The organism is Allorhodopirellula heiligendammensis, from assembly GCF_007860105.1.
Classification (GTDB): Bacteria; Planctomycetota; Planctomycetia; order Pirellulales; family Pirellulaceae; genus Rhodopirellula; species Rhodopirellula heiligendammensis.
Genome location: NZ_SJPU01000001.1, coordinates 136,212 through 158,577, shown reverse-complemented (window position 1 = coordinate 158,577; position 22,366 = coordinate 136,212). Strand labels below are relative to the sequence as shown.

General features: G+C 60.7%; 26 protein-coding genes and 1 tRNA gene. 23 read left to right on the top strand and 4 right to left on the bottom strand.

Annotated elements, in window-relative coordinates:
* Window positions 1-27 precede the first annotated feature (27 nt).
* From Poly21_RS00685 to Poly21_RS00590, 21 genes are all read left to right on the top strand, one after another.
* On the top strand, window positions 28-2,214 hold the full coding sequence (locus tag Poly21_RS00685; RefSeq protein ID WP_146404997.1) for a phage major capsid protein: 2,187 nt from the start codon (window positions 28-30) through the stop codon (window positions 2,212-2,214).
* 111 nt (window positions 2,215-2,325) lie between these two features.
* On the top strand, window positions 2,326-2,745 hold the full coding sequence (locus tag Poly21_RS00680) for a hypothetical protein (protein WP_146404995.1): 420 nt from the start codon (window positions 2,326-2,328) through the stop codon (window positions 2,743-2,745).
* 62 nt (window positions 2,746-2,807) lie between these two features.
* Window positions 2,808-3,146 (top strand): hypothetical protein, encoded by a 339-nt coding sequence (locus Poly21_RS00675; RefSeq protein WP_146404993.1) that lies wholly within the window; start codon window positions 2,808-2,810, stop codon window positions 3,144-3,146.
* 2 nt (window positions 3,147-3,148) lie between these two features.
* A complete protein-coding gene (locus tag Poly21_RS00670) occupies window positions 3,149-3,517 on the top strand; it encodes a hypothetical protein (RefSeq protein ID WP_146404992.1) in 369 nt (122 codons plus the stop codon).
* A 69-nt stretch (window positions 3,518-3,586) separates the two neighbouring features.
* Window positions 3,587-4,000, top strand: coding sequence for a hypothetical protein (locus Poly21_RS00665; RefSeq protein ID WP_146404990.1), 414 nt, complete (start codon window positions 3,587-3,589; stop codon window positions 3,998-4,000).
* Complete coding sequence (locus tag Poly21_RS00660; protein ID WP_146404988.1) at window positions 3,997-4,452, top strand: hypothetical protein; 456 nt, start codon at window positions 3,997-3,999, stop codon at window positions 4,450-4,452. The genes Poly21_RS00665 and Poly21_RS00660 overlap by 4 nt, the downstream gene beginning before the upstream one ends.
* 68 nt (window positions 4,453-4,520) lie before the next feature.
* Complete coding sequence (locus tag Poly21_RS00655) at window positions 4,521-5,042, top strand: hypothetical protein (RefSeq protein ID WP_146404986.1); 522 nt, start codon at window positions 4,521-4,523, stop codon at window positions 5,040-5,042.
* 51 nt (window positions 5,043-5,093) lie between these two features.
* Window positions 5,094-5,330 (top strand): hypothetical protein, encoded by a 237-nt coding sequence (locus tag Poly21_RS00650; RefSeq protein WP_146404984.1) that lies wholly within the window; start codon window positions 5,094-5,096, stop codon window positions 5,328-5,330.
* A 44-nt stretch (window positions 5,331-5,374) separates the two neighbouring features.
* Window positions 5,375-5,857, top strand: a complete 483-nt coding sequence (locus Poly21_RS00645; protein ID WP_146404982.1) for a hypothetical protein — start codon at window positions 5,375-5,377, stop codon at window positions 5,855-5,857.
* Window positions 5,858-5,922: 65 nt separating this feature from the next.
* Window positions 5,923-6,087: a hypothetical protein gene (locus Poly21_RS26885; RefSeq protein WP_302117072.1), complete on the top strand. Its 165-nt coding sequence runs from the start codon at window positions 5,923-5,925 to the stop codon at window positions 6,085-6,087.
* A complete protein-coding gene (locus tag Poly21_RS00640; RefSeq protein ID WP_146404980.1) occupies window positions 6,084-6,611 on the top strand; it encodes a hypothetical protein in 528 nt (175 codons plus the stop codon). Before Poly21_RS26885 ends, Poly21_RS00640 begins: the two co-directional genes overlap by 4 nt.
* 9 nt (window positions 6,612-6,620) lie before the next feature.
* Window positions 6,621-9,353: a phage tail tape measure protein gene (locus Poly21_RS00635; RefSeq protein ID WP_146404978.1), complete on the top strand. Its 2,733-nt coding sequence runs from the start codon at window positions 6,621-6,623 to the stop codon at window positions 9,351-9,353.
* The gene (locus Poly21_RS00630) at window positions 9,350-10,261 is read left to right on the top strand and encodes a hypothetical protein (protein WP_146404977.1); all 912 of its coding nucleotides are present in this window, start codon (window positions 9,350-9,352) and stop codon (window positions 10,259-10,261) included. The genes Poly21_RS00635 and Poly21_RS00630 overlap by 4 nt, the downstream gene beginning before the upstream one ends.
* Window positions 10,261-11,034: a hypothetical protein gene (locus tag Poly21_RS00625; protein ID WP_146404975.1), complete on the top strand. Its 774-nt coding sequence runs from the start codon at window positions 10,261-10,263 to the stop codon at window positions 11,032-11,034. The genes Poly21_RS00630 and Poly21_RS00625 overlap by 1 nt, the downstream gene beginning before the upstream one ends.
* Window positions 11,031-11,582 carry a hypothetical protein gene (locus Poly21_RS00620; protein WP_146404973.1) on the top strand — a complete coding sequence of 184 codons (552 nt, stop codon included), beginning with the start codon at window positions 11,031-11,033 and terminating at the stop codon, window positions 11,580-11,582. Before Poly21_RS00625 ends, Poly21_RS00620 begins: the two co-directional genes overlap by 4 nt.
* Before the next feature lie 484 nt (window positions 11,583-12,066).
* On the top strand, window positions 12,067-12,669 hold the full coding sequence (locus Poly21_RS00615; protein ID WP_146404971.1) for a hypothetical protein: 603 nt from the start codon (window positions 12,067-12,069) through the stop codon (window positions 12,667-12,669).
* A complete protein-coding gene (locus Poly21_RS00610) occupies window positions 12,662-13,375 on the top strand; it encodes a hypothetical protein (protein ID WP_146404969.1) in 714 nt (237 codons plus the stop codon). Before Poly21_RS00615 ends, Poly21_RS00610 begins: the two co-directional genes overlap by 8 nt.
* A 46-nt stretch (window positions 13,376-13,421) precedes the next feature.
* Complete coding sequence (locus tag Poly21_RS00605; protein WP_146404967.1) at window positions 13,422-14,075, top strand: hypothetical protein; 654 nt, start codon at window positions 13,422-13,424, stop codon at window positions 14,073-14,075.
* Window positions 14,076-14,119: 44 nt separating this feature from the next.
* Window positions 14,120-14,365: a hypothetical protein gene (locus Poly21_RS00600; protein WP_146404965.1), complete on the top strand. Its 246-nt coding sequence runs from the start codon at window positions 14,120-14,122 to the stop codon at window positions 14,363-14,365.
* Complete coding sequence (locus Poly21_RS00595) at window positions 14,358-14,588, top strand: hypothetical protein (protein ID WP_146404963.1); 231 nt, start codon at window positions 14,358-14,360, stop codon at window positions 14,586-14,588. Before Poly21_RS00600 ends, Poly21_RS00595 begins: the two co-directional genes overlap by 8 nt.
* Window positions 14,585-15,343, top strand: a complete 759-nt coding sequence (locus Poly21_RS00590; RefSeq protein ID WP_146404961.1) for a DNA-methyltransferase — start codon at window positions 14,585-14,587, stop codon at window positions 15,341-15,343. Before Poly21_RS00595 ends, Poly21_RS00590 begins: the two co-directional genes overlap by 4 nt.
* Window positions 15,344-16,085: 742 nt before the next feature.
* On the opposite strand, the gene Poly21_RS00585 is transcribed toward Poly21_RS00590, so the two are convergent.
* From Poly21_RS00585 to Poly21_RS00570, 4 genes are all read right to left on the bottom strand, one after another.
* Window positions 16,086-16,158, bottom strand: a tRNA-Cys gene (locus tag Poly21_RS00585).
* 213 nt (window positions 16,159-16,371) lie between these two features.
* Window positions 16,372-16,695, bottom strand: coding sequence for a thioredoxin (gene trxA / locus Poly21_RS00580; RefSeq protein WP_146404959.1), 324 nt, complete (start codon window positions 16,693-16,695; stop codon window positions 16,372-16,374).
* A gap of 44 nt (window positions 16,696-16,739) precedes the next feature.
* Window positions 16,740-17,633 (bottom strand): NUDIX hydrolase, encoded by an 894-nt coding sequence (locus tag Poly21_RS00575; protein ID WP_302117068.1) that lies wholly within the window; start codon window positions 17,631-17,633, stop codon window positions 16,740-16,742.
* A gap of 9 nt (window positions 17,634-17,642) precedes the next feature.
* Window positions 17,643-18,422 (bottom strand): sugar phosphate isomerase/epimerase family protein, encoded by a 780-nt coding sequence (locus Poly21_RS00570; protein ID WP_146404957.1) that lies wholly within the window; start codon window positions 18,420-18,422, stop codon window positions 17,643-17,645.
* A 161-nt stretch (window positions 18,423-18,583) separates the two neighbouring features.
* Here Poly21_RS00570 and Poly21_RS00565 point away from each other — a divergent pair, with 161 nt between their 5' ends.
* A complete protein-coding gene (locus Poly21_RS00565; protein WP_146404955.1) occupies window positions 18,584-20,176 on the top strand; it encodes a glycoside hydrolase family protein in 1,593 nt (530 codons plus the stop codon).
* 97 nt (window positions 20,177-20,273) lie between these two features.
* Window positions 20,274-22,340, top strand: coding sequence for an FAD-dependent oxidoreductase (locus Poly21_RS00560; RefSeq protein WP_146404952.1), 2,067 nt, complete (start codon window positions 20,274-20,276; stop codon window positions 22,338-22,340).
* Window positions 22,341-22,366 lie beyond the last annotated feature (26 nt).

Here is a 22,366-nt window from a genome sequence, read left to right as displayed (position 1 = left end):
GCAATCGAGGCCAGTGACGCCACGCCGTTGTGGATCACCGGCGAAGCCGCAGCGGTCGAGATCGAGACCGCTGAAATTGACGCCGCCCCCGGTGAAACCGATGGCGACGCGAAACCGAAGCTACCGACGTTCCGCACCCGTGCCTACGGCGGCGGACTGATGCGGCCGAACGTGGCGGGTGTGTCGACGGGATCGACCCCGATCGTGATCGACCTGGCCGGTGCCCGCATCGCCCGCAACGGTCGCGGTACGCCGATCCTGTTCGCTCACGACAAAAAGGACCCGATCGGGCACACCGACCGTGTCGACGTCACCACGTCGATCGATGCCTCCGGTGTGTTATCCGTCCCCGGTAAATCCCGCGACAAAGTCGCCGGTGGTGCCGAAGGCGGATTCCGCTGGGCCGTCTCGGTCGGATTCCAAGCCACCGAGCTCGAGTACCTCGCTCAGAAAGAGCGAGCCACCGTCAACGGCCGCCTGATCACGGGTCCGGCCTACATCGCCCGTCGCGGAACGCTCCGCGAAATCTCCTTTCTCCCCATCGGGGCTGACGAATCCGCGTCGGCCACCGTCTCCGCCACTCTGGCCCCCTTGGACCCATTGATTATGACTCCCGAACTTCGCGCCTACATCACCGCCGCTGGATTCAACGCCGACGAAATCAGCGACGACCAAGTCGAGTTTTTCCGCAGCCAACACAACGCGAGCATCGAAGCGGAGGCGGCCGAGGATGAACCGGTGCCGAAACCGAAGCCAAAGTCTGCACCCGTGACGGAGGTGGAGGCCGGAGCCGGTGACCACGTCGACCCGATCGCCGAACTGCGGGCACAGTACGCCGCCGAAACGCAGCGGGTAAACCGGATCACGGCGATTTGTGCCGAGCACAAAAACCCGACCATCAAACTGCAGGGTGTCGATCGACCCGTGGCGGAAGTCGCGATCGAGGCCGGATGGGACGTCACGCAGACCGAACTCGAGGCCCTCCGTGCCTCGCGGCCGACCGCCCCAGCGGCACACTCGACCGGCCGCAGCCAAACGTTCACGATCGACGCGGTCAACGCGGGTCTGATGATGCGTTGCGGCGTCGACATCGAGGCGACTGCGTTCCGCGGGATGGCCGCGATCGAGGCTGGCACGCCCGACTGGCTCAACGCCGACGTCAATGCGGAGCGTTTCCAACGTACCGCCGAGGCCGGCCGTCGGTTCCGCCACTCGCACATTATGGAGATCCTCGCGAGCGTTGCCGAACTCGAGACCGGAACCCGTCCCCACGGCAAGACCGCGATCCTCGAGGCTGCATTCTCCACCAACGCGATCGCCAGCCTGTTCGGGACCACTGTCGGTGCCCGGACCCTGATGGCATTCCGCGAGGTCAACGACACCACGCAGGGATGGACGCGAAATGGCACCGTGCCCGATTTCGAAGAGCACGGCCGTCACCAGCTCGAGTCGATGGAATCGTTCGATCACTTGCCCGCCGGTGGTGAGGCCGGACAGGCGTCTCGCGCGGCCTGGAAGGAAATCGTCTCGGCCGCTCGCTACGCCAAGCAATGGCAGATCGACGAACAAGACCTGATCGGCGATCGCCTCGGGTTGCTCACCCGTTCCGCTCAACAAGCCGGTGCGGCCGCAGGTCGCCTGCGTCCCGACCTCGTCTACGGCGTGATGCTCGCCAACCCCACGATGGCACGCACCAACCGCGCGGCGTTCCACCTCACCGACGGCACCCTGTTGACCGCTGCGGCGTTGTCCGGACCGGCGATGAGCACCGCGATTGCCTCGATGATGAAGCAAAAGGACGGCGATGCGACGCTGAACCTGCAGCCCACGCACCTGATCACCGGTGCCGAGCTGTCCGACACGGCTGTGCAGCTGCTCGGATCGGCGACGTTGTCCAACGACAGCGGGAAAGGTGCCAACAACCCGATCGCCCGCTACGGTATCACACCGGTTGCCGATGCTCGCATCAGCAACGGCGTGGTGAACCCGACGACCAAGGTCCTGCAGGCCGGATCGGCCACCGCGTGGTTCTTGGTTTCCACCGACGGCGAAACGATCGAGATCGTGACCGTGGAAGGTACGGGGGCAACACCGGTGACGATGGTCACGAACCTGCGAGGCGTCGGCAAATTCGGCGTGCAGATCGAGAGCAAGTACGACATCGGCGCGAAGATCGTCGAGAACCGCACGATGCGGAAAAACGCCGGGGCCTGATCCGCCCGGTGACACGCCGACCGATGGCCCTACGCTCCGCGCTGGGGCCGTCGGGAGGCCACGCCAACCCAAATTTACACCTTCCGTAACGTCGTAAAGTCGATCAATCCAATGCCTACCATCCTCCTCCGCACGATCAACCTCGGCGGCACTATCTACCGCCGCGGTGTCGACATCGCGGACATCGCCACACCCGGCGAAATCGAATCATTGAGATCCGGCGGATTTATCGCGAGCGAGGGTGATGACATCGCGTCGCCCAGCGAACCGGACCCAACGCCAGAGCCAACGCCGGCCGTTGAACCGGATCCGGTATCCACGCCCAGCGACCCACCGGCCGACCCGCCCAAGATGTTTGGCTTGCATGAACGCGTGATCAAGCTGCTGGCCGAGGCCGATCCGCCAATCCTCACCGAGGACGACGCGATCGAATACGGCATCAAGCACGATGAAGACTTCTCCGCGATCAAAGGCATCGGCGATGCCACCTCCGACGACATCGTCAAGGCGATCAAAGCCTCGCTGGCTTGATCACTGACAACCGGGGCTAGCGCCCAAACGGCTCATAAATCCTCAAACCCTCCGGAAATCCTATGGTTACCAAACTCCTCCGCGGCGAACCGACGACCGTCCTCTTTGCCGCTCCTGCCGACCACGACGCCGGCGACATCGTTGTCGTCGGCAATGTGCCGTTCATCGCGATCAATCGCGGCAAGTCTGGCCAGCCGGCCGCGTTTGCTGCCGGTGGCGGTTGCTACCAGATGCCCGCGAGCGAAGTCAGCGGCGACGAGCCGACGCCGGGCATGGCTGCCTATGTCGACTCCGACCTCGTCGGTGACGTCACCCAGGGTGGCAAGCACCTGGGGTATTGCGTGAGCGTCAACGGTGACACCTGCGTGATCTATCACCAACCCAACGGCACCGCCGTCTGATCATGGCTGATCTAACCCGCGAAGACGTCGACGAGCTGCGTCGACTGCGTGACGAATCGGCGGAGATCACCAAACGGATCGCCCCGGACGTGCTGAAACTGAAAACCAACGCGAAGAAATCCGACGCGTTGCTTGCCCGTGCGGCCAAGGCAATGGCCAAGGCCGGACGGCTCAGCCGGGTCCGCTACGGCGTGACCTTCCGTTTCACCGAGAAAGCCGGCCGCGTGGCCTGGCGGTCGATCGTCGAGCGGCTGAAATCGAAAGAGTACGCCGACGCCGAAGCCGCCAAGGTCAAACCGACTCGGAAACTGATCGCCGAGTTTCCGTTGGCTGATCAATCAACCACGAAAGACACGAAGGACACGAAATAAAACCGATCTGCAATTTCGTGTAGTTCGTGTGTTTCGTGGTCCGCTCTTTCTCCTCTAGCGAATGCCCCTGTGCCTGACCTGTTCACCGCTGCCGCTGATTTCCTCACCGAGCAACTCGCGGCGGCCGGTGCGACTCGCCTGGTCACGCTGACCGATCGCGAGTCCTACCCGGACGTGTCGATCGAGCTGCAGGCCGCACCCGGCCAGAGCACCTGGGACGAGGTCGCCAGTGATGGCACCGTATCGCAGATCGCCGCCCGCGATTGGCTCGTCGATGTGACGCAGCTGATCACCGACGAGGGGCTGCAGCTGCCCAAACGCGGTTGGATCATCACCGACTCGATCGACGACGTTCGGTACGAATGCGTCGCCGCCGCTGGCGATGCCCCGTGGATCTGGTCCGACACCGGCCGCCGCCGCATTCGGATCCACACCCAATCCCTCGACGACGATCAAGACCCCGATTGTGAATGCGGAGCATGAGCCACACCACCCCCGCCGAACTCGCTCATGTGGTGGCCGCATTACTGGCCAACAAAATCGAGGCCTCGCCGATCCCCTCGGCCCTGGTCTCGCGTGAATTCCTGCCCGTCTACACCCCCGCCAAACTCACCACGTGCCGTGTGCCCGTCGCTCCGGTGCAAACCTCCTCGCTCACCGCATCACGTAGCGCGGCCAATCGCGAGCGATCCATTCAGATTTGCCCGCACCTCAAAACCACACCCAAAGGCGACACGTTCGACGAGCTGCAGATCGAGCAATTCCTCGACTTCGTCCGCTGGATCGACGAGACGCTCGAGAGTCACGGACGCATCGGCGGCCACACCCGCGAATCGTCGCAAATCCTCCCGCTCTACGACGTCGAGGCCCTGAATAAGGACCACGTGCTCAAGAGCGTCCTCACGGTCACCTATCGCACGATCGTCAGACTCTGATCGTCCGGGGGATCACGCCCCTCGGCTCACACTCCGCCCACTGCCACGCCTCTCTAGGAATCAACCATATGTCCGGAAACCCTGTCATCGGTAAGGACTGCGTCCTCGCCTCTTTCCCAATCTCCGGCTGGGCCTCACCCGTCTATTCGACCGTTGAAAACGCAAAGAACGTCAGCCAACCCGGCGTGACGAAAAACATGATCAGCCTGATGGCTCGCAGCTCCGGCGGCTGGGATCTCAAGGGCGCTGGATTCAAATCGATGGATCTGCAGTTCGGCTACCTCTACGAGACCGAAGACACCGTGCTGGCGATGCTGCGTGATTCCTATGTCAACGACACCATCATTGGCTTTGCCGTGCTCGACGGCCCCTCCGACGGTGTCCATCCCGAGGGCACCGATGCCGGCGACGCCTACGACGTCGAGGGCTGGAAGTTTGCGGGCATGGTTTCCGAATTCCCGACCGGCGAAGAGTTGGAAGAGGGCAAAACCTACGACATCAAAGTCGACGCCGCCCGCTACAAGCTAAGCGGCACATTGCTGCTGCCGACGTGGGTCACGATCGCTGGCACCGTCGACGCCGGCGAGTGATCGCCTGACGCCTGAACCCTGAATTTCTTAACCACCTCCACGGCCCCGATCATGCAGCGCGACCAAATCACCGCCCGACTCACCGAGACACTCAGCCGCTCCCCCCGCGCCACGAGCGTCTCGGTCCCCGTCGAGTGGATCCGCGTTCTGATCGGGGCCAGCGAGGCTCCGGAAAACAAAGAGCACGCCCCCTGGGGCACACCCCCGGCCGATCCGGTCAACGTCCGTGCAGACGATCCGCCCAAGCCCAAACGCACCCGCCGCAAGACAGCCAAGCCCGCCGAGTGAACTCCCTTTTCACTCCTCACCCTTCACCCCTCACCCTTCGCACCATGCCTCACTTCACCGACACTAAAAACCGCCGCTGGGATCTGACGCTCAACGTCAACGCGGTCAAGCGCGTTCGCGACCTTGCAGGCGTGAACCTGATGCGAGTGCTCGACGAGCCCCAGTTGCTTGCCGAGTTGTCCGCAGATCCCATCCTCTTCGTCGATGGTATCTTCGCCGTTGTCATGCCCCAGGCGAAAGATCTCGGGGTTACCGATGAGCAATTCGGCGAATCGTTCGACGGATCAACCATTGAAGACGCCACGTCCGCATTCCTCGAGGCCATCGTAGATTTTTTCCCCGGTGCCCGGCGGAAGACTCTGGAGAAGGTGCTGGGCCGGGCGGCAACGATGGTGGCAAGTCAAGAAGCCAAGCTGGCGACGGCGCTGAGCGATGGCACGATCGACCGGGCGATCGACGAGGCGATGGCCGCTATCGCCAGCTCTGGGCCATTGCCGGAGAAGCCGGCATCGATCCCGGCGAGCTAACACTCGCCGAGCTGCTCGAATTCTCACGCGCCCGGCAATCCGCCCGCTGGGATCACACCTCCGCGATGCTCGCCCTGCAATTCAACTGCAACCGAGGCGAGAAAACCAAGGCCGCCGAAGTCACGGATTTTCACCCCTTCCGCGAAGCCAAGAAACGTCGCGGCATGACTCGGGAGCAAGTCCGCAGCATGCGTCCGATGATTGAGGCGATTGCCCGGAGCATGAAATGACCACTGTCACGTGGAAGATCAAGGGCTCGTTTTTCGACCGTCCCAGGGTGCAACGCTCGGTTGATCGAGCCGTCCGGCGTGAACTCTCCCGCGCCGGTGCCTTCGTCCGGCGGACAGCTCGATCGAGTATCCGACCGGTCGGCAAACGAGCCAAATCGAAGAAGAAGAAAGGCCAACGCGTTGGCGGTCTTGATCCCACGATCAGCCGCCCCGGCCAACCGCCCCGGATGCACACCAAGGGCGCGAAAAACATTCGCACGATCCTGTTCGGCTACCAGCCTGGCCCGCAGAGCGTCGTCATCGGCCCCGTGCTCTTCAAGAGCAAGAACGGCGTCAACGTCCCGCAGCTGCTCGAGCACGGCGGTACCGGCAAAGTCCTCGCCACCTCACGCCGCAAGAACCGTGGCGGCCACGCAACGCGTCGCCTCACCGCGGCCCGGTACAAGGCCCGCCCGTTCATGTTTCCGGCGTTGCAAAAAGAGGCCCCCAAGTTCCCGAACCTATTCCGCAACTCGATCAAGTAAGCCGACCCCATGAGCACCTCAGGAATTCGCGCCGGGCGTGCCTTCGTCGAACTCGGCATCAACGACAAACTCTCGGCCGGCCTCAAGAACGCACAAGCCAAAATGCGAGCGTTTTCGGCAGGGTTGCAAAACGTCGTCGTGAAGCTCGCCGGAGCTGGCATTGCCCTCGGTACTCCGATCGCGTTTGCCACGAAGATTTTCGCGGACTTCGACGACGCGATGCGGGCGGTTGGTGCGATCGCCCAGGCATCCTCCGAAGATCTAAAGAGCATGACCGACACCGCGAGTCGTCTCGGTGCAACCACCAGCTACACCTCGCAAGAGGTCGCATTGCTGATGCAGGAACTCGCCAAGGGCGGTTTCAAGCCAGAGCAAATCAACAAGATGACGCTTGCAGTGCTCGATCTCTCACGAGCGACCGGTACTGATGCCGCCCTCGCCGCTGGAATCATGAAAAACGCGATCAAGCAATTCGGGCTCGAGGCATCCGACGCGACCCGCCTGGCCGACGTGTTGACCAAAACAGCCAACTCCACCAACACGACCGTCGAGGGCATCGGCGAATCGATGGTCTACGCCGCCACGAGCGCCCACCGGCTCGGCATGAGTGTCGAGGAGACTGCCGCGTTTATCGGCATTCTCGGCGACAAAGGTATCGAAGCATCCGCCGCCGGTACTGCCCTCCGTCGGATCGCGTCGATTGCATCATCGTCGGGCGAAGAACTCAAGAAGATCTTCAATGTGTCCAATACCGACGCCGATGGCCAATTCAAACCACTAGCCAAGATCCTAACCGAGATCGGCGAATCAACCGCCCTGATGAGCACCACGGAGCAATCTAAGGCACTCAGCGACGCGTTTGGGCTGCTCGGCATGGACGCGGCCAACATTATCGCCACGTCTGGCCCAGCACTCGACGAACTCACCGCCAAACTCAAGGCCGCTGAGGGCACTGCCAACACGACCGCCAAGAGCATGGACGCTGGGCTGGGCGGAGCATTCCGACGCATCCTGTCAGCCGTTGATGGGGTCGCCAACGCGATCGGCGCGAGCATCGAAGGTGGGCTGTCGAAGGTTGTCGACGCGTTTACCCAGGTGCTCGGTGATCTCACCGAATTTATCAACGCGAACCAAGGCGTGGCCCAAGTACTTGCCATCACGGCCGCAGGGCTGGTGACCGTTGGTGGAACACTTGTCGCCATTGCGGCCGGTGTTAGCCTCTTGGGTTACGGGCTCGGCGGGATGGCAACTGCCTGGGGATTTGTGGCCGCGGCCGCAACCTCCGCGTGGGCCGCGATTTCAGGTCCACTACTGCCCTTTCTTCCGCTTATTGCATTGGTCGCTGCGTACGTTGCTGCGTTAAGCGCGGTATTCATCGTGGCAGCATCAAAAATGGACGTCGTCTCAGCCGCGTGGGAGGGTGCAAAGAATGTCCTCAAGGAGGTGTGGGCAATTGCTAAAGAAACTTTCAGCGGGCTCACCGCCGCGATGGCTGGTGGACAATACGCGAAGGCGGCCGAGATCCTCTGGGCAGGTGTAAAGGCAGCATTCTTTACCGGAATGGATGGCATTGCGAAGGGCTTGTCACACTACTTTTCCAACTACTGGAAATACTTCAAGGAATTCTGGGGCAACGTACTGACAACGCTTGGGTCGGTGTTCGCAGCCATTCCAAAAATGATTTGGTCTGCACTCACCGGCGGCCCCTCTATCGCGCAAATGCTGGCCGACGCATTTTCAGGCGGAGTCGGCGCGAGCTTCGATAGCTTCGAAGATCGCGCCAAGAGTGCCCGCGCGGAGCTGAAACGCCTCAATAGCGAGCTGGGCAGGGACACCGCCAAGAAAGAAGGCACGAGCAAAGCGAACCAAGACGCGAAGAAACTGACCGACACGATTACCGGCCGGATCGACTCGCTCGCCGATACCGGCAACTCGGCCGTCCACGGAAAAAACGCCGCCGAGGTCATTAAGTTCCGGCGTGAAGGTGCCAATAGTGCCCAGATCGACGCTCTCAAGGCCGCACAAGAGGAGGCCACCCGAGCGGAAGCGATTGCCAAGGTCAACGACAGCGTGAAGGATCAAATCCAATCGCTCAACGAACAAGCCTACGCATCTCGCCACGGTGCCGAGGCGTCCGAACGGCACAAGCTCTCCCTGATGGGCGCCACAGCCGCCCAACTCGCCGCGCTGAAGGTTGCCCAAGAGCAAGCGGCCGCTGCCGCCAAGCTCGCCGACATGAAGTCCGACGCCGCATCGCTCGCGGAGGCTCTGCGCAGCCCTTTCGAAGTGTTCCGCACGGAACTCGAGAACTCGCAAGAGCTCCTCCGCGCGGGCCTGATCGACGAGACCACTTTCCGCCGCAGTCGTAACAAGCTGCAGAAGGGGTTTCTCGAGGCCAACGACACGAAAGAGGAACGCCAGGCCACGTTTCGCGAGCAACAACAGACCATCCGTGAACGCCTCGACGGTGGCCAGATCAACGAAGCCGAGGCCGGTGCCCAGATCGCGGCCGTGGCTCGATTGCTCGACCAAGCCCGCCTGGCGGCCGCCAACGCGGGAACGGAAATGGACAAGCAAACCAAAACCGCCGGCACGTTCGACGGCTTCGCTCTCGGGCGTGGTGGCAACGGACGTGACGCGCTCGCCAAAGAGACCGCCGAGGCCACCAAGGCGACGGCCGAAAACACGCGCCGGATCGCAGACGCGGCTGGGAAGAAAAACCCCGTGAGGTTCGGAGCATGAGCAGCCCCTATAGCAGTACCGGAGCCGTCGAGGCGTTTGAGTCGTGGGATTCGCGCTCCGTCAAACTCAGTACCGCCGAGGGCGGTGATGGTAAAACGATCAAGGCGTATATCACCGGCACGACCGATGAGGCCGCCGCCTATGCCGCCCTGCTCGCGGAACTGTCCCCGGTGCTCGACCTGGTTGGCATTGGCCAATCGGTTATCGCCGAAGGCATCGCCATGAACCCGATTGGAAACGGGATCTGGGAGGCCAGCGTCGAGTACGTCAACCCGAAGGACAAAAAATCCGAAAACCAGCCGAAAGCGGTCGGCGAGTGCACGTTCGCGTTTGACGGTACCGGCGGGACCACGACGACGCTGTACGGGTTTTCCCAAGAGCGATTTCCGCCGACGGCCGTCGACTTCGGCACCGCGATCGAGATCGGCGAGGACGGCCGACCCAAGGGGGTCGAGATTGTCATCCCGCAGGTTAAATTTACGCTCCAACAATCGTTCGAAGGTGCCACGATCACGCTGCCCTGGCTGCGTTCACTGATCTACCTCACCGGCACCACGAATATCGCGAGTTTCCTGGGGTTCGCCCCCGGCGAGGTGCTGTTCCTGGGGCCCACCGGACAACAGCCGCTCAAATTCATGAGCGACGCCACGGTTGTCGCTGGCGAGCGTGACATCACGTTTCAGTTCGCCGTTTCGCCCAACCTGACGGGCCTGACGATTGGCGACATCGAGGACATCGAAAAGGGTGGCCACGATTACCTATGGGTCACGTCGAAGCAAGTCAAGGTGAGCGGCGTCATTAAAGACGTGCCGACGGGCGTGTATGTCAATAAAGTCTATCGGCCGGGTAACTTTGCGACGCTCGGCGTCAATGATCCCGACACCTCCGGCCCCGTGATTGGATCCTGATGCCGTTTCACCCTGTCAAGGCCGGTGACGAATTCTCGCCCTCGGCCCTCGAGTACAACGCGATGCTGCGGGCCGGACAGGCCTACACCGCCAACACGGGCCGCGTCGTTCGTCGCAACATTGCCACCGATCCGAACATCGTCTGGGTGCTGAACACGACCGAGGACGACCACGACGCCCTGACTGTACTCGCGCTGGACGATCCCAGCGAAACGGACTGGTCGGATAAGTTCCGCGAGCGACTGACCTTTGACGGCGTGTTGCCCGATCCGGAGTACAAGCCGGCACACCGGAGCCGGATCGCGGTCCTAGCCGACCAGATCCCCGCCGGCGAGATCGGCCCCGCATGGATCGGCGGTCAACTCACCATGCCGATCGACGTCATCGACGTCGAACATACCCGTGCCCGCGTGCTCGACAACGGCAAACTGCAGAGCGGCTACTTCGGCCCGGTGCGCATCCTTGGCAAGCCTGATGGTTCAACCGGTGGGGGTGCAGACGCTCCGTGTCGCGTATTGATCGACGGCTACGACGGCGGTCACTGCCTGGTCTCCGGCGACATCGCCGCGGGGACGTGGTCCGGACCGGTCGCGAGTACGTGCATCATCGCCTGGGCCAGCCCCGCGAGCGGGCAAGCGACGCCGGTGCCGAGTCCCTACGATCGCGAGGTGCGTGTGTTTCACTATGGCCCCGCGATCACCGGCGTGGACTACGTCCAGTGTCGACTGTTCAACGGCCGTATCGTCCCCGATGTTTCGTACTGTGGCACATGAGCAACAACCTAGCCCCGAGCTGCTGCTGCGATGGCGAGAGCTACTGCGCCTGCGGTGAAGATTATGACGGCGAGCTGTACCTGCGGGTGACCATCGCGGGGTTGCTCAGTTCGTACACGTTCCCCGGCGGCTCGCCTGGCCCGTACACCATCACGGGGCTCGATGGGTTTAACGGAGTGTATCTCTCTAAATTCACGTTCTCGCCAGTGAATTGCTTGGATTTCGAGATCGAGCGATTAGAGATTGCCCGAGATCTGGTCAACTCCCAGCATCCGAGCAAGAACTTTTCCAACATGACGGTCGACTACGAAACAGGCAACACGACAATCTATCTGTTCTTTGCTTCGGGTAACTCGTCGACGCCAAATAGCTTGATCGTCTACCAGCCGACGAGCTGCGATGGTCCTGGCGAAGCCGTTGCCCTCTTTCCTCTCCCGGCTCCGGTCACGCTTAACCCATACGTGACCTACCCCGCGTCGTACAATTCCAGCGTCTCGTTGGTTTCGAGCTACCAGTTCGACATGACCTATGAATATGTCCTCCTTTGAGCTCGCCCAGTGTTTTCGGTGCAATACCTGGCACAAGCAACGCAACTGCCCGGCGTGTCGCTCTAGCAAAGTGCCGAGGCAGCGCGTGGTTCCGACCATCGACCTGCAGACACTCACCGAGTGGCAGGCCGACCGGATCCAAATCTGTGCCGCGTGTCCGCATCGAGAGGGAAACCGCTGCGGCATCATCACGAGCCGCGGCCGCCCTGGCCTGCTGCTGCATCGTCTCGGCATCCCTAACCCAGCTGCGACGTGCCCCCGAGAGGCCCCGAAATGGTCCGCGACCATAGAAGCCTGAAAGCACGGAAAAACGGCACTCTGCTGTACCCTGACACGTGACACCTTCGGTCGACCGCGTCTTCTCACGTTTTGTGCGTCGGAAATGACCCGACAGCCTCTTCGCTGGCCAACTGCCCAATCTCTCCCGGCCCGCGGACGTTCGCGCGGGTCGACCGAATGAATCGCCTGCCCCCGCGAGCATCAAATGCAAAAACTGTTCCTGATCCTGGCCCTGCTGGGCCTGGTCTGTGGTTGTAACCAATCCGCTGCACCAATCCTGATTCCAAACCAACCTCCGCCAGCCGAGGTTCCCGCCGCTAACCTCCCTGAGTCGCTCCGCCCCTATAACTGGACGGCGGCCGACGGCTCCGGATCCTGCGTCAACGCATCGACGGTCTACGCACTGCAGTGGCGTGGTAAGGAGGCGATGGCCGATTGGTGGCGTCGCAACCATTCCGGTGGCGAAACCGATACGAGCATTCGGCAGAGTCACGACGCCGCCGGCCTGCGGTACGTGTTTACTCGCTCGGCGGATGAATCGTTCCTCGACTGGTGCTCGCGTACCCGCCGCGGTGCGATCATCTGGTTTTACACGCGGCACTGCGTGACCTTTGTGGGTTTCGCAAATGTTGACGGGCGTGAATACGCGTTCCTCAACGACAACAACCGGCCTACTCGTTACATCAAAGTCGAGCGTGCCGAGTTTCTCAGGCGATGGGCTGACTATGGCGGCTTCGCCTTGTCACTGCTCGACCCGCCGGTCCCCCCACCACTCTACCCCGCTTATAGGAGCGTTCCCCATGCGTGATTTACTCACCATCCTCGCCGCGTGCGTGCTGTGCACGTTTTTGATTGTGTCCACTGGTTGCACCGACAACCCCAATTGCAACACGACTTGTCCGACGGGCCAATGCTGCCCGAATTGTACCGGTTGCCCTGGCTTCGATTGTCCCGGAGGTCAATGCCCTGGAGGCTATGGCCCAGGGAATCCGTGTTGCCCTGGCGGCCAATGCCCTCGACCGGTGTACCCCAATGGATCGCTTGAGATTGGAGACGTGGACAACGCGGACGTCAATCAAGAGGCGTTGCGACAAACCAAGGATGCGGACTGTGCGAGCTGTCCGAACTACCGGCCGAACTACTCCTGCCCCACGTGCCCGAATTACCAGCCGCAGCCCCAGGTGGTGATCGGCCCGAGCCGTATCGTGCAGCCCGCGCCGGTGGCCAAGCCTGCCGCGATCATCCCACCAGTTAGACCGGCGACGAAAATCGTCAACAGCGATTTGCGCGAAGGCGTGTTTCGCTGTGCGCGATGCTCGAAATCAGTAGTCGGCAAGGATTGGCACGAACTGTGGGCGGATGACAACACGCCCATGACATGCCTCTGCGAGCAGTGCTGGCAGGTGGCATCGGCAGGGGAGAAACGCAGCTACCTGACTTCCTATCTAGAGAAATCGGGGCTGTCGAAGTCGCAAAATTTCTACTGTTCGCAACTGATCAGCGCCGTCCGCTGATTGTCGACGAGCTACCCCCCGTTTCCTTCCGCCTCGAGGCCCAACCATGATGCGTTTTATCGCGGTGATGCTCTGCATCGTCGCCCTGGCCGGCAACGCCCGCGCCCAATTGCCCGAGGATGGCGGCAAGTATCAGATTATCGTAGTGACCGCGAGCACGCCCTCGCCGCTCGGTGCCCGTTTGCTTTCGCTGATCCAAAGCGATTCCAAAGTGGCCAGCATCGCGGCTCGGTGCCACGTCCACCAATGGACACCACAAACGAAAATCTACCAGGCACGCTATGCCCGATCGCTGCCCGCCACTGCACTGCCGATCGTCGCGTTGGCTCGCTCCGACGGCGGAGTGATCTACAAAGCGAGCGGCAATGCGGTCCCCTCCACCGGCGCCGACCTGGCAGCAAATCTGATGGACGCCGCGAAAATGGACCGTGACAACAGCCCTCTGCGTTATTCCGCAACCGCCGACTGTCCCGGCGGCACTTGTCCGACACGGCCGGCTCTGCCGAGCCTTCCATCGCTGCCGAGTTTTCGCCCGCTCGATGGACTGATCCCCGACACGGTAACGATCGATGTGCAAACTCCGTCAGTGCCCAAGTGGGCGATTGCTGTGGTAGGTGGCATCGTGTTGATCGGATGCCTCGGCGGGCTTTTGCTGATCGCCGTGGTTGGCCTGGTCGCCTTCGTCAAGCTCCGCGGCTGATCGTCGTCTCCAATCCATCCCTCCACCCTATTTAGGCTTACAAAATGCCCGAACCCCTAACCATCGCGAGCCTCGTCATTGGCGTTTTGTGCCTGCTCGCTGTTCTCGCCCTCGGCGCCCTACTGCTCTGCTGCGTTGCGTTTGTTGTTTCTCGAGACTCCTCCGGCAAGTCGTGGCGATCACTCAAGAAGACCGTCAGGCAGCAAGAGGAGGCCGACCTGGCCGACGCCAAGTGGCGGGCTGCTGGCCGTGGCCTTGGCTACAACACGGATTCGCTCCCGAGTGAGTAAAGAAGCCAACTGGGTCGCTCTGCAGACAACCGTTGCGGCGATCGGCGTTTTGACGTCGATCGCCGTTTCTTTTTGGGCTACGCGGACGCCTCCCACCATCGATCACTCCGCCCACCGTCGCCTCGACCAATCCGCCGCCGAGATCGCCACACTCCGCGCGCGACTCGAGCGACTCGAAACCACCCCCGACCGAATCCCCATTTTCCGACCTGGCCGACGATGACCCCAACCTTCCAAAGCGACTGCGGCCGCGTGACTCTCTACCACGCTGATTCGATGGAAGTGCTGCCGGCACTTGCACCGGAGAGCGTCGATGCGATTATCACCGATCCGCCCTATTCCTCCGGCGGGTTTACCCGTGGTGATCGCAATCAAAAGCCGTCTGCGAAGTACCAAGACAACGGCGTCGCCCGAAAGCACGCCGAATTCAGCGGCGACAACCGCGACACACGATCCTGGCTAGCATGGTGCGACCTCTGGCTCCGCCAATGCCGACGCATCGCCAAACCCGGAGCCTACTGCCAAGTGTTCTCGGATTGGCGGCAACTCCCCACGCTCACCGACGCCCTCCAAACAGCCGGCTTCATCTGGCGCGGCATCATCGCGTGGGACAAAACCGCCTCGAGCCGAGCCCCGCACAAAGGCTACTTCCGCCACCAATGCGAGTACGTTGCCTGGGGAACCAACGGACCCTGCAACAAAGCCACCCACGCCGGCCCGTTCCCCGGCTGCCACACCCACCGCATCAAGCCAGCCGAAAAGCGGCACATGTGCGGCAAGCCGGTCGACCTCCTCGCCGCTCTCGCCCAACCGATCCCGCCTAGCGGCACGATCCTCGACCCTTTCGCCGGCTCCGGCACAATGGGCGTCGCTGCGATCAAATCCGGCCGCCGCTATATCGGCATCGAAACCGACGCCCACCATTACGAAACGGCCGAGACGTGGATCCGCGAAACCCTGGCCGCTCACCCAGCCTAGCCGCCAGCGAAAAAATCCCACCAACATAACCGGCGATCCTCGCCGGTTTTTTTTCGACCGTCCGTCCGGCCGACCAAAGGACGGGAAAGTGTGTCTCTAAAGCCGCCCGTTCCCTGCCCGGGTCGGAGGTGAAGCTCCCGGCGGAAGGACCCAGAGGATTTTTTTGACCTGCCGCCTGCCGGGGGGGGTGGCTGGTGGGCGACCGAGTCCGCCCGCGTCGGCAGGCGGCTCGATCTCTTTCACGCGGGTTGGCCCGATGCAAACTCGCTGCTGGAGCGCACCTCCTAGTTTATGCCCTATTGCTTCCGCCGACGCGGCAATGCAACTCGGCAGGTTCCGTTTTCCATCCAGCACTGTCGGAACCAGGCATGCCTTGCGAATAGGCTGCGGCCAACCCTATCAGGGGTTTCTGTTGCGATAGAAAAAGCACGCCCGATCGCCTCAGTCAAGGCCTGGTGTCGCGACACCTGAAACGATGTATTTCCGTGTCTATTGTGCTACACTGTGCAACTTGGCATGATAGCAGAAGTGGCGGAAAACGCCGTGAAAATCGCCGTTTGGCGTTCCCTTGGTTTCGGATTAAGAGTCCGTTGCTCTACCAACTGAGCTACAAGGGCGGCTGTGTGGCCGTAATGGCCACTAATGGGTGCTGGGCACAACTCGTCGGATGAGTGTGCTCAGCGGAGTCACATTTTGCGATGCTCGGATGCATTGGTCAATCCGAGGCACTGACAAAAAATAGAGGCGACGGTCGGATTCGAACCGACGAATAAAGGATTTGCAATCCTTCGCCTTAGCCACTTGGCCACGTCGCCTTGTTAATCGTTGCCTCCTTCATCACCGTTTTTTGTGATGACAAACGCTCTGGGAAGAGACGTCTGCGGCAGCGATAAACTTCGCAGAAATTGCTCCGGTTAGGAAGGGCGGGCAGCCCTGTTTTTTTCTAATCGGAGCGTCAATTTCGTTGCTACCCGTTCATTCGACATTCGCGACGCGGAACTTGAGTGCTCTGCGGCAAAAAATCAAATTCATACCGCCGAGATGGCTTGTTGGAGCGCCGCTTTGGGACGCACGCCGACGAAACTTTCGGAGATTTCACCGTTCTTGAACAGCAACAAGGTAGGGATGCTGTTGATGCCGAACTTTTGCGCCACACCGGGGTTTTCGTCAATGTTGACTTTGCCAATCGAGACGCCTGGGTTTTCGGTAGCGAGCTCTTCGATCATCGGAGCGATCTGGCGGCAGGGGCCGCACCAAGGTGCCCAGAAGTCCACGAGCACTGCTGCGTCGCTATTGAGGACTTCAGTGTCGAAGTTGTCGTCGGTGAATTCTTTTACCGCATCAGAGGCCATGATTGTTTCCTGCTAAAAGGAGAGTTGAGTAGGATGGACACAATTTACCGGGAAGGGGTTCGTAGACCAGTGGCCTCGGTTGTGCCAAAACAGCGAATCGGCCAAGTTGGCAGATTCGTTCGCTCGGGGGAGCGGAATCCAATAGGCTGCAAACACTGGGCCAACTGGTCCAGGATCACGGCGGTGGCGCCCCAAATTCGCAGCGACTGATATTCAAATGCGGGTGCGCTGAAGCGAAACTCCGCGACATCGATCTGGGGGTCCCGGGCGGCCTGAACGCATCGCTGGTGCCAAAACGAGCCTACCGAGGATCGCTGACAGGGGATCTGGAGGGGCAGATGGATGACTTCGTCGACTTCTGCTGGGTCGGGTTGCCATGGCCGACTGGGTTTCCGGAGCACACATACCACTGGGGTGACTTCGTTGTCGCTGGCGTAGACATACTGCATCGGCAGTTCACCACAGATTTCGACCACGTCCGCGGCGATGCCGAGTTCTTCCTCAAATTCGCGTAGCGCCGCTGCGGTGGGCGTCTCGCCTGCCTCGATGCGTCCACCGGGAAAACAGATTTGGCCGCCATGATGCCGCAGGGCGTGGGGACGACGAGTGAGCGGGACGATCCAACCCTCATCAGGGTCGAAATACAATCCCACCGCCACGGCGGCTTGGCGAGAATTCATACGAGCGGGGCCGCGATGGCGGCCATAGGCGAGCTGTGGAGTCATGTTCCACTGCAGACCATCTCGTCTGGTGCTGGTGCGGAGTTCGGTCAATCGCTCGCTTAGCCGCGTGGCCATCTCGGACGAACACGGGCTGACAATTTCCCGTTCGGAACGACGGGGCGGGGCGGCTACAATCGTTGACGGACGTCTCCAGCCGTCGGTAGTCGGATTCGTTGACCGGCGGTTTCGACCGTCCACAGGGAGGTTGTCATTCACGGTAGCAGCCTAAATTAATGACTCCAACAGACGCCGTAGTTTTCGTAATTCGACGCGGTGATCGTGCTCTTCCATCGGACTCATGTCGACGGTCAGCGCCCGGTTGTATTTTTCCCGTTCGAGCTGGGTGACGATTTTGCCGTAGTCGATTTCCCCTTGACCGACACTGACCTGGAATTTGTCTTTACTGGTATCGCGGAGCTGGACGTTGGTGACAAATTTCAAGAGTTGATCGAAGCCTTTGCCGACCGCCATCGCTTTGGCAACGGCGGGGTTCCCAGCCGAAGCGATCAGCGCCACGGACGGATCCAGGGCAATTCCGAGTCCTTCGATGTTATTGCACAGCACCAACAAGGTATCGGGGTCTTCGCTGAGGCAACCGAGCATGCACCGCACGCTCAGCCGCACGCCTTCACCTTCTGCGATGGCGACGAGCCGCTTCAAATGCTCGACTTCTTCGTTAAAGGGAGTACCCTTTTCAGCCGATGGAACAGAAATATTGACTACCTTGGTCGCCTTGGCGATCCGGCACAGCGTATGAAACTGCTCGTAATGTTCGTCGCCCGTCGTCGATAGTTCCACGCGATAGCCGCTGATGTCCATGCGGTGACTGGAGCGAAGAATCTGAACAGCGCGGGCCTCGTCTTGAAGCAATTCATTTGGCCGGATAGGACCGATCGATTCCTGGATCGCGATTTCGACAGCGGTGAAATCGAGATCCTGGAGCAGCTCGATTGCAGCTTGCAGTTCTAGATCGGGCCAACATAAAGTCGAAGCAGCAACAAACACGCGGTGCGTCCTTCCTGAGTAAACAAGCGAAAAAATCTGTGTATCATGGGAACCTGATCACTCTAGCGTTCTCGTAGCGACGAAGTCCAGTCGAGTCGGGCGTTTCTTTGCGGCGGCATGCCTTGATCGACACTATTCTCCCCCTCACGATTGGATGACCCATGTTTTCCGAGATTACCGGTAGTCGGAAAACCATCGGCGATGTCGATGTGCTGTATCACGACGGCCTGTACCACCTGTTTCACCTCGTGCTACCCAATCACGATTTCATCGCCCACGCGGTCAGCACGGACGCCTTGAATTGGCGTCGGGTGAATAACGCGTTATTTATCGGGGAGCCTGGTAGTTGGGACGACCTGATGCTGTGGACGATGCACGTATCGCCGGACCCGAACCAGGAGGGTCGGTGGAGGATGTTTTACACAGGGCTGTCGCGACGTGACCAAGGGGACTACCAACGGCTGGGTTTGGCGGTCAGCGAAGATCTATTTCACTGGGAAAAATCACCGGTGCACTGGGAAGACCACCGTGGACCGCGTGATCCGCAACTGGTCAAACAGGCTCTTCAAGCCAGTCGGCTAAAACCGGAGCGGCGGGCCGACGCACCTTTCGATCGCGAGAGCTGTTTCCCGCTGGAGCCGGACCCGAGGTTCTACGAAGCGTCGCTCGACGAAGGACGGCACTGGATCAGTTTTCGCGATCCGTTTTACTTCCACGATGGCGAAGACGGATGGTTGCTGGCCGCTGCCCGTGCCAATCACGGCCCGGTGGTTCGGCGGGGCTGCGTGGCGCTCATGAAAGAGGTGTCACCCAACCATTTCGTCGCCCAGAAGCCGTTGCATCACCCGCGCATGTACGACGATATCGAGGTTCCCAATCTGATCCGATTGGGTGACGATCACTACCTGATCGGCAGCATTCGAGAGGATGCCAAAATCCGCTATTGGCATGCTGATGCACTACGTGAGCACTGGCAGAGCTATCATGACAATGTGTTGCTGGCCCAGGGAAACTATGCGGGGCGAGTTTGCCGGGACGAAACAGGCTGGCTGCTATGGAATTTCTACTCCATGCACCGTGACGATCGGACGCAGGACAACCTCATGCCGCCACCGAAGCGGCTCGTCCAAACCGAAACGGGACTGTTGCGTGCGGTCACCTTTGAAGGCATCGAGAACTACGTTCGCGAGTCCATTGATGTCCGTTGTGCCAATCCCCTGATCGAGGATGTGGGGCCGAGCGAGCAGGTCTGCCGAGTCGACCAGGATTATCTCGAACTCGCTTGCCAGAGCGGCTTCCAGGCCTTCGTCTTTGATGGCGAACTCGAGAATTTTCGCATGCAGGCGAAAATGGATCTCCAGGGCCTCGGCAAGTGCGGACTCGTCTTTCGTATCGATCCCGATACACGCGACGGATACTATCTCTCGTTGGATCTGCACAAGGGCGTCGCCCAACTGCGTGGCTGGGGGACGGATTCGCAGGCCACGGGGGACCAGATGATGCAGTTTGAGCCACTCCAAGCGGGCTTTTGGCACAGCGAGACACGCGGACAGGCTGAAATTAAGTTGATTGCGTTCGGCAGTTACATCGAGCTGAGCGTCGATGGGCGGGTGGTGCTGTCGCTCGCCGATCAGCATTTTCAGTGCGGCCACGTGGGGGTGTATCTCGAAACCGCCGTGCTCCGGCTGGACGGGGTCGAGTTGGTGAGATTGGCCTCACCGAGCCAGAGCGACGAGCATTTGGCGAGTGGTTGAGGGAGTCGCAGGCATGCGGTACGTCACCACGCGTGGTGTCAGCATGGACTAGACTCAGGGACCTCTGCCGCCCTCTCACCCCCTCCGAATGTTTAGCATGTCCCTATTCCGACACGTCTGCCTGTGCATCGCACTTCTCGCAGCCTCCCAGTCAGGGGTGATGGCCGACAACCGAGCTGACGTGGTCGTCTATGGATCGACGCCAGGCGGTTTTTGTGCGGCGATCGCTGCTGCCCGCGAGGGCGCATCGGTCATCTTGCTGGAACCGACCGATCACATCGGCGCCATGAATACTGGCGGGCTAAGCCATTGCGACTCCAACCAGATGGTTCGCGAAACGGTGATGGGACTGTTCGATGAGTGGCACAGGCGTGTGGTGATGGATTACACCGATCGAGGCCTTCCGGCCCCATACGACCCAGCGACGAAGGATCAATCGCGTTGGACGTTCGAACCGCACGTGGCGATGCGGGTGACCAAGCAGATGCTCGATGAAGCTGGGGTTACTGTGCTGACTCAGCGATATCTGACGTCTGTGACCAAAGAGGGGCCGCGGATCACATCCGTGGTGACCAAGAACGGAACGTTCTCGGCTAGAGTATTTGTCGATGGCACCTATGAAGGTGATCTGATGGCGGCCGCGGGTGTCCAATGGACGATCGGGCGCGAAAGCCGTGCGGAGTACGGTGAGTCGCGGGCGGGCAAACAGTATCCAAAAGCCAAGATGGACATCAACGGCTTCGATGCCAATGGTAACTTGCTGCCGCTGGTCACGACCGCTGCTGCCGGGCCGGACGACGCGGGTGATCGCAACGTCATGATTTACAGTTTTCGATTGTGTTTGACCGCGGATCCCGACAACCGCGTGGCGATACCCAGCCCCGCGAATTATGACCCGGCCCGGTTTGAAGTCATGCGAAGAGCCCTGCAGACTGGCGTGCGGGTTGGATTCGACCTCTATCCGCTGCCCGGCGGGAAACTCGACGGCAATAACTCGATCGGTGGTCAATTTTCATTGGGGCTAGTCGGTGGCGCAAACGATTGGCACTCAGCCGATGAAGCGGGACGGCGCGCAATCTGGGAGGCGCACAAGCAATACACGCTGGAGTTCATCCACTTCCTCGTCACAGATCCTGCTGTGCCCGCCGACATCCGCAATAGCTACGCAAGTCTGGGGTTCTGCAAAGACGAGTTTGCAAGTCACGACCACTTCTCACCCGCACTCTATGTGCGGGAGTCGCGGCGTATGAAAGGCATGTACGTGATCACTGAAAAAGACATTCTGGAGGAACCCGAAAAAGACGATCCCATCGCGATCTCGTCATTTCCGATTGACTCGCACGATTGCCAGCGCGTCGCACTGCAAGACGGCGGCGTGATCAACGAAGGAACCATCTTTCCGGTCCGTCGGGCGAACCCAAAACAGGGCTTCGCCTATCATGTTCCCTACCGCGCAATCCTGCCCAAACCCGAGCAATGCGATAACCTGCTCGTCCCTGTTGCCCTGTCGTGTACGCACGTCGGCATCTCGTCGCTGCGAATCGAGGGAACGTGGATGATTCTTGGCCAGAGCGCTGGAGTCGCTGCGGCACTGGCGGCTGAGCACGGCGTTGCCGTGCAGGAACTGCCCTATCCGCAGCTTCGGGAACGCCTGTTAGCACAACACCAAGTCCTCGAACTGCCCGACGTCACTGACCTGCCAGCGGCTGACGGTTCAATCGCTCTGGAGAGCTTGTCAGGAATCGTGCTCGATGATGCTGCAGCGGAGCTCACCGGTCAGTGGTCTCGCTCGACCGGATTCAAACCCTACATCGGTCGCGGCTATCTCTTCAGTGGCGAAAAAGACTCCGCAGCGGTTGGTGACGGCGCGTCCGCAGCAACGTTTCGCGTCCAAGTGCCGGACGCCGGTTCCTACCAACTGAGGATGGCTTACTCCGCACACGAAACCCGCGCCAGGAGTGTTCCCGTGACCGTCACTAATGGTGCCTACGTGAAACGATTCAAGGTAGACCAAACCCAGCCGTTACCGGCAGGTGAACGCTTCCAGTTGATCGGTGAAGTCCAATTGGGAGGTGAGGGCGAGACCACCATTTCCATCAGCAACATGCAGACGGTAGGGTTTGTAATCGTCGACGCCGTTCAGCTACTGCCAACGAATCCTTAGCGGCAAAGGTGTGATCGCACGTATGC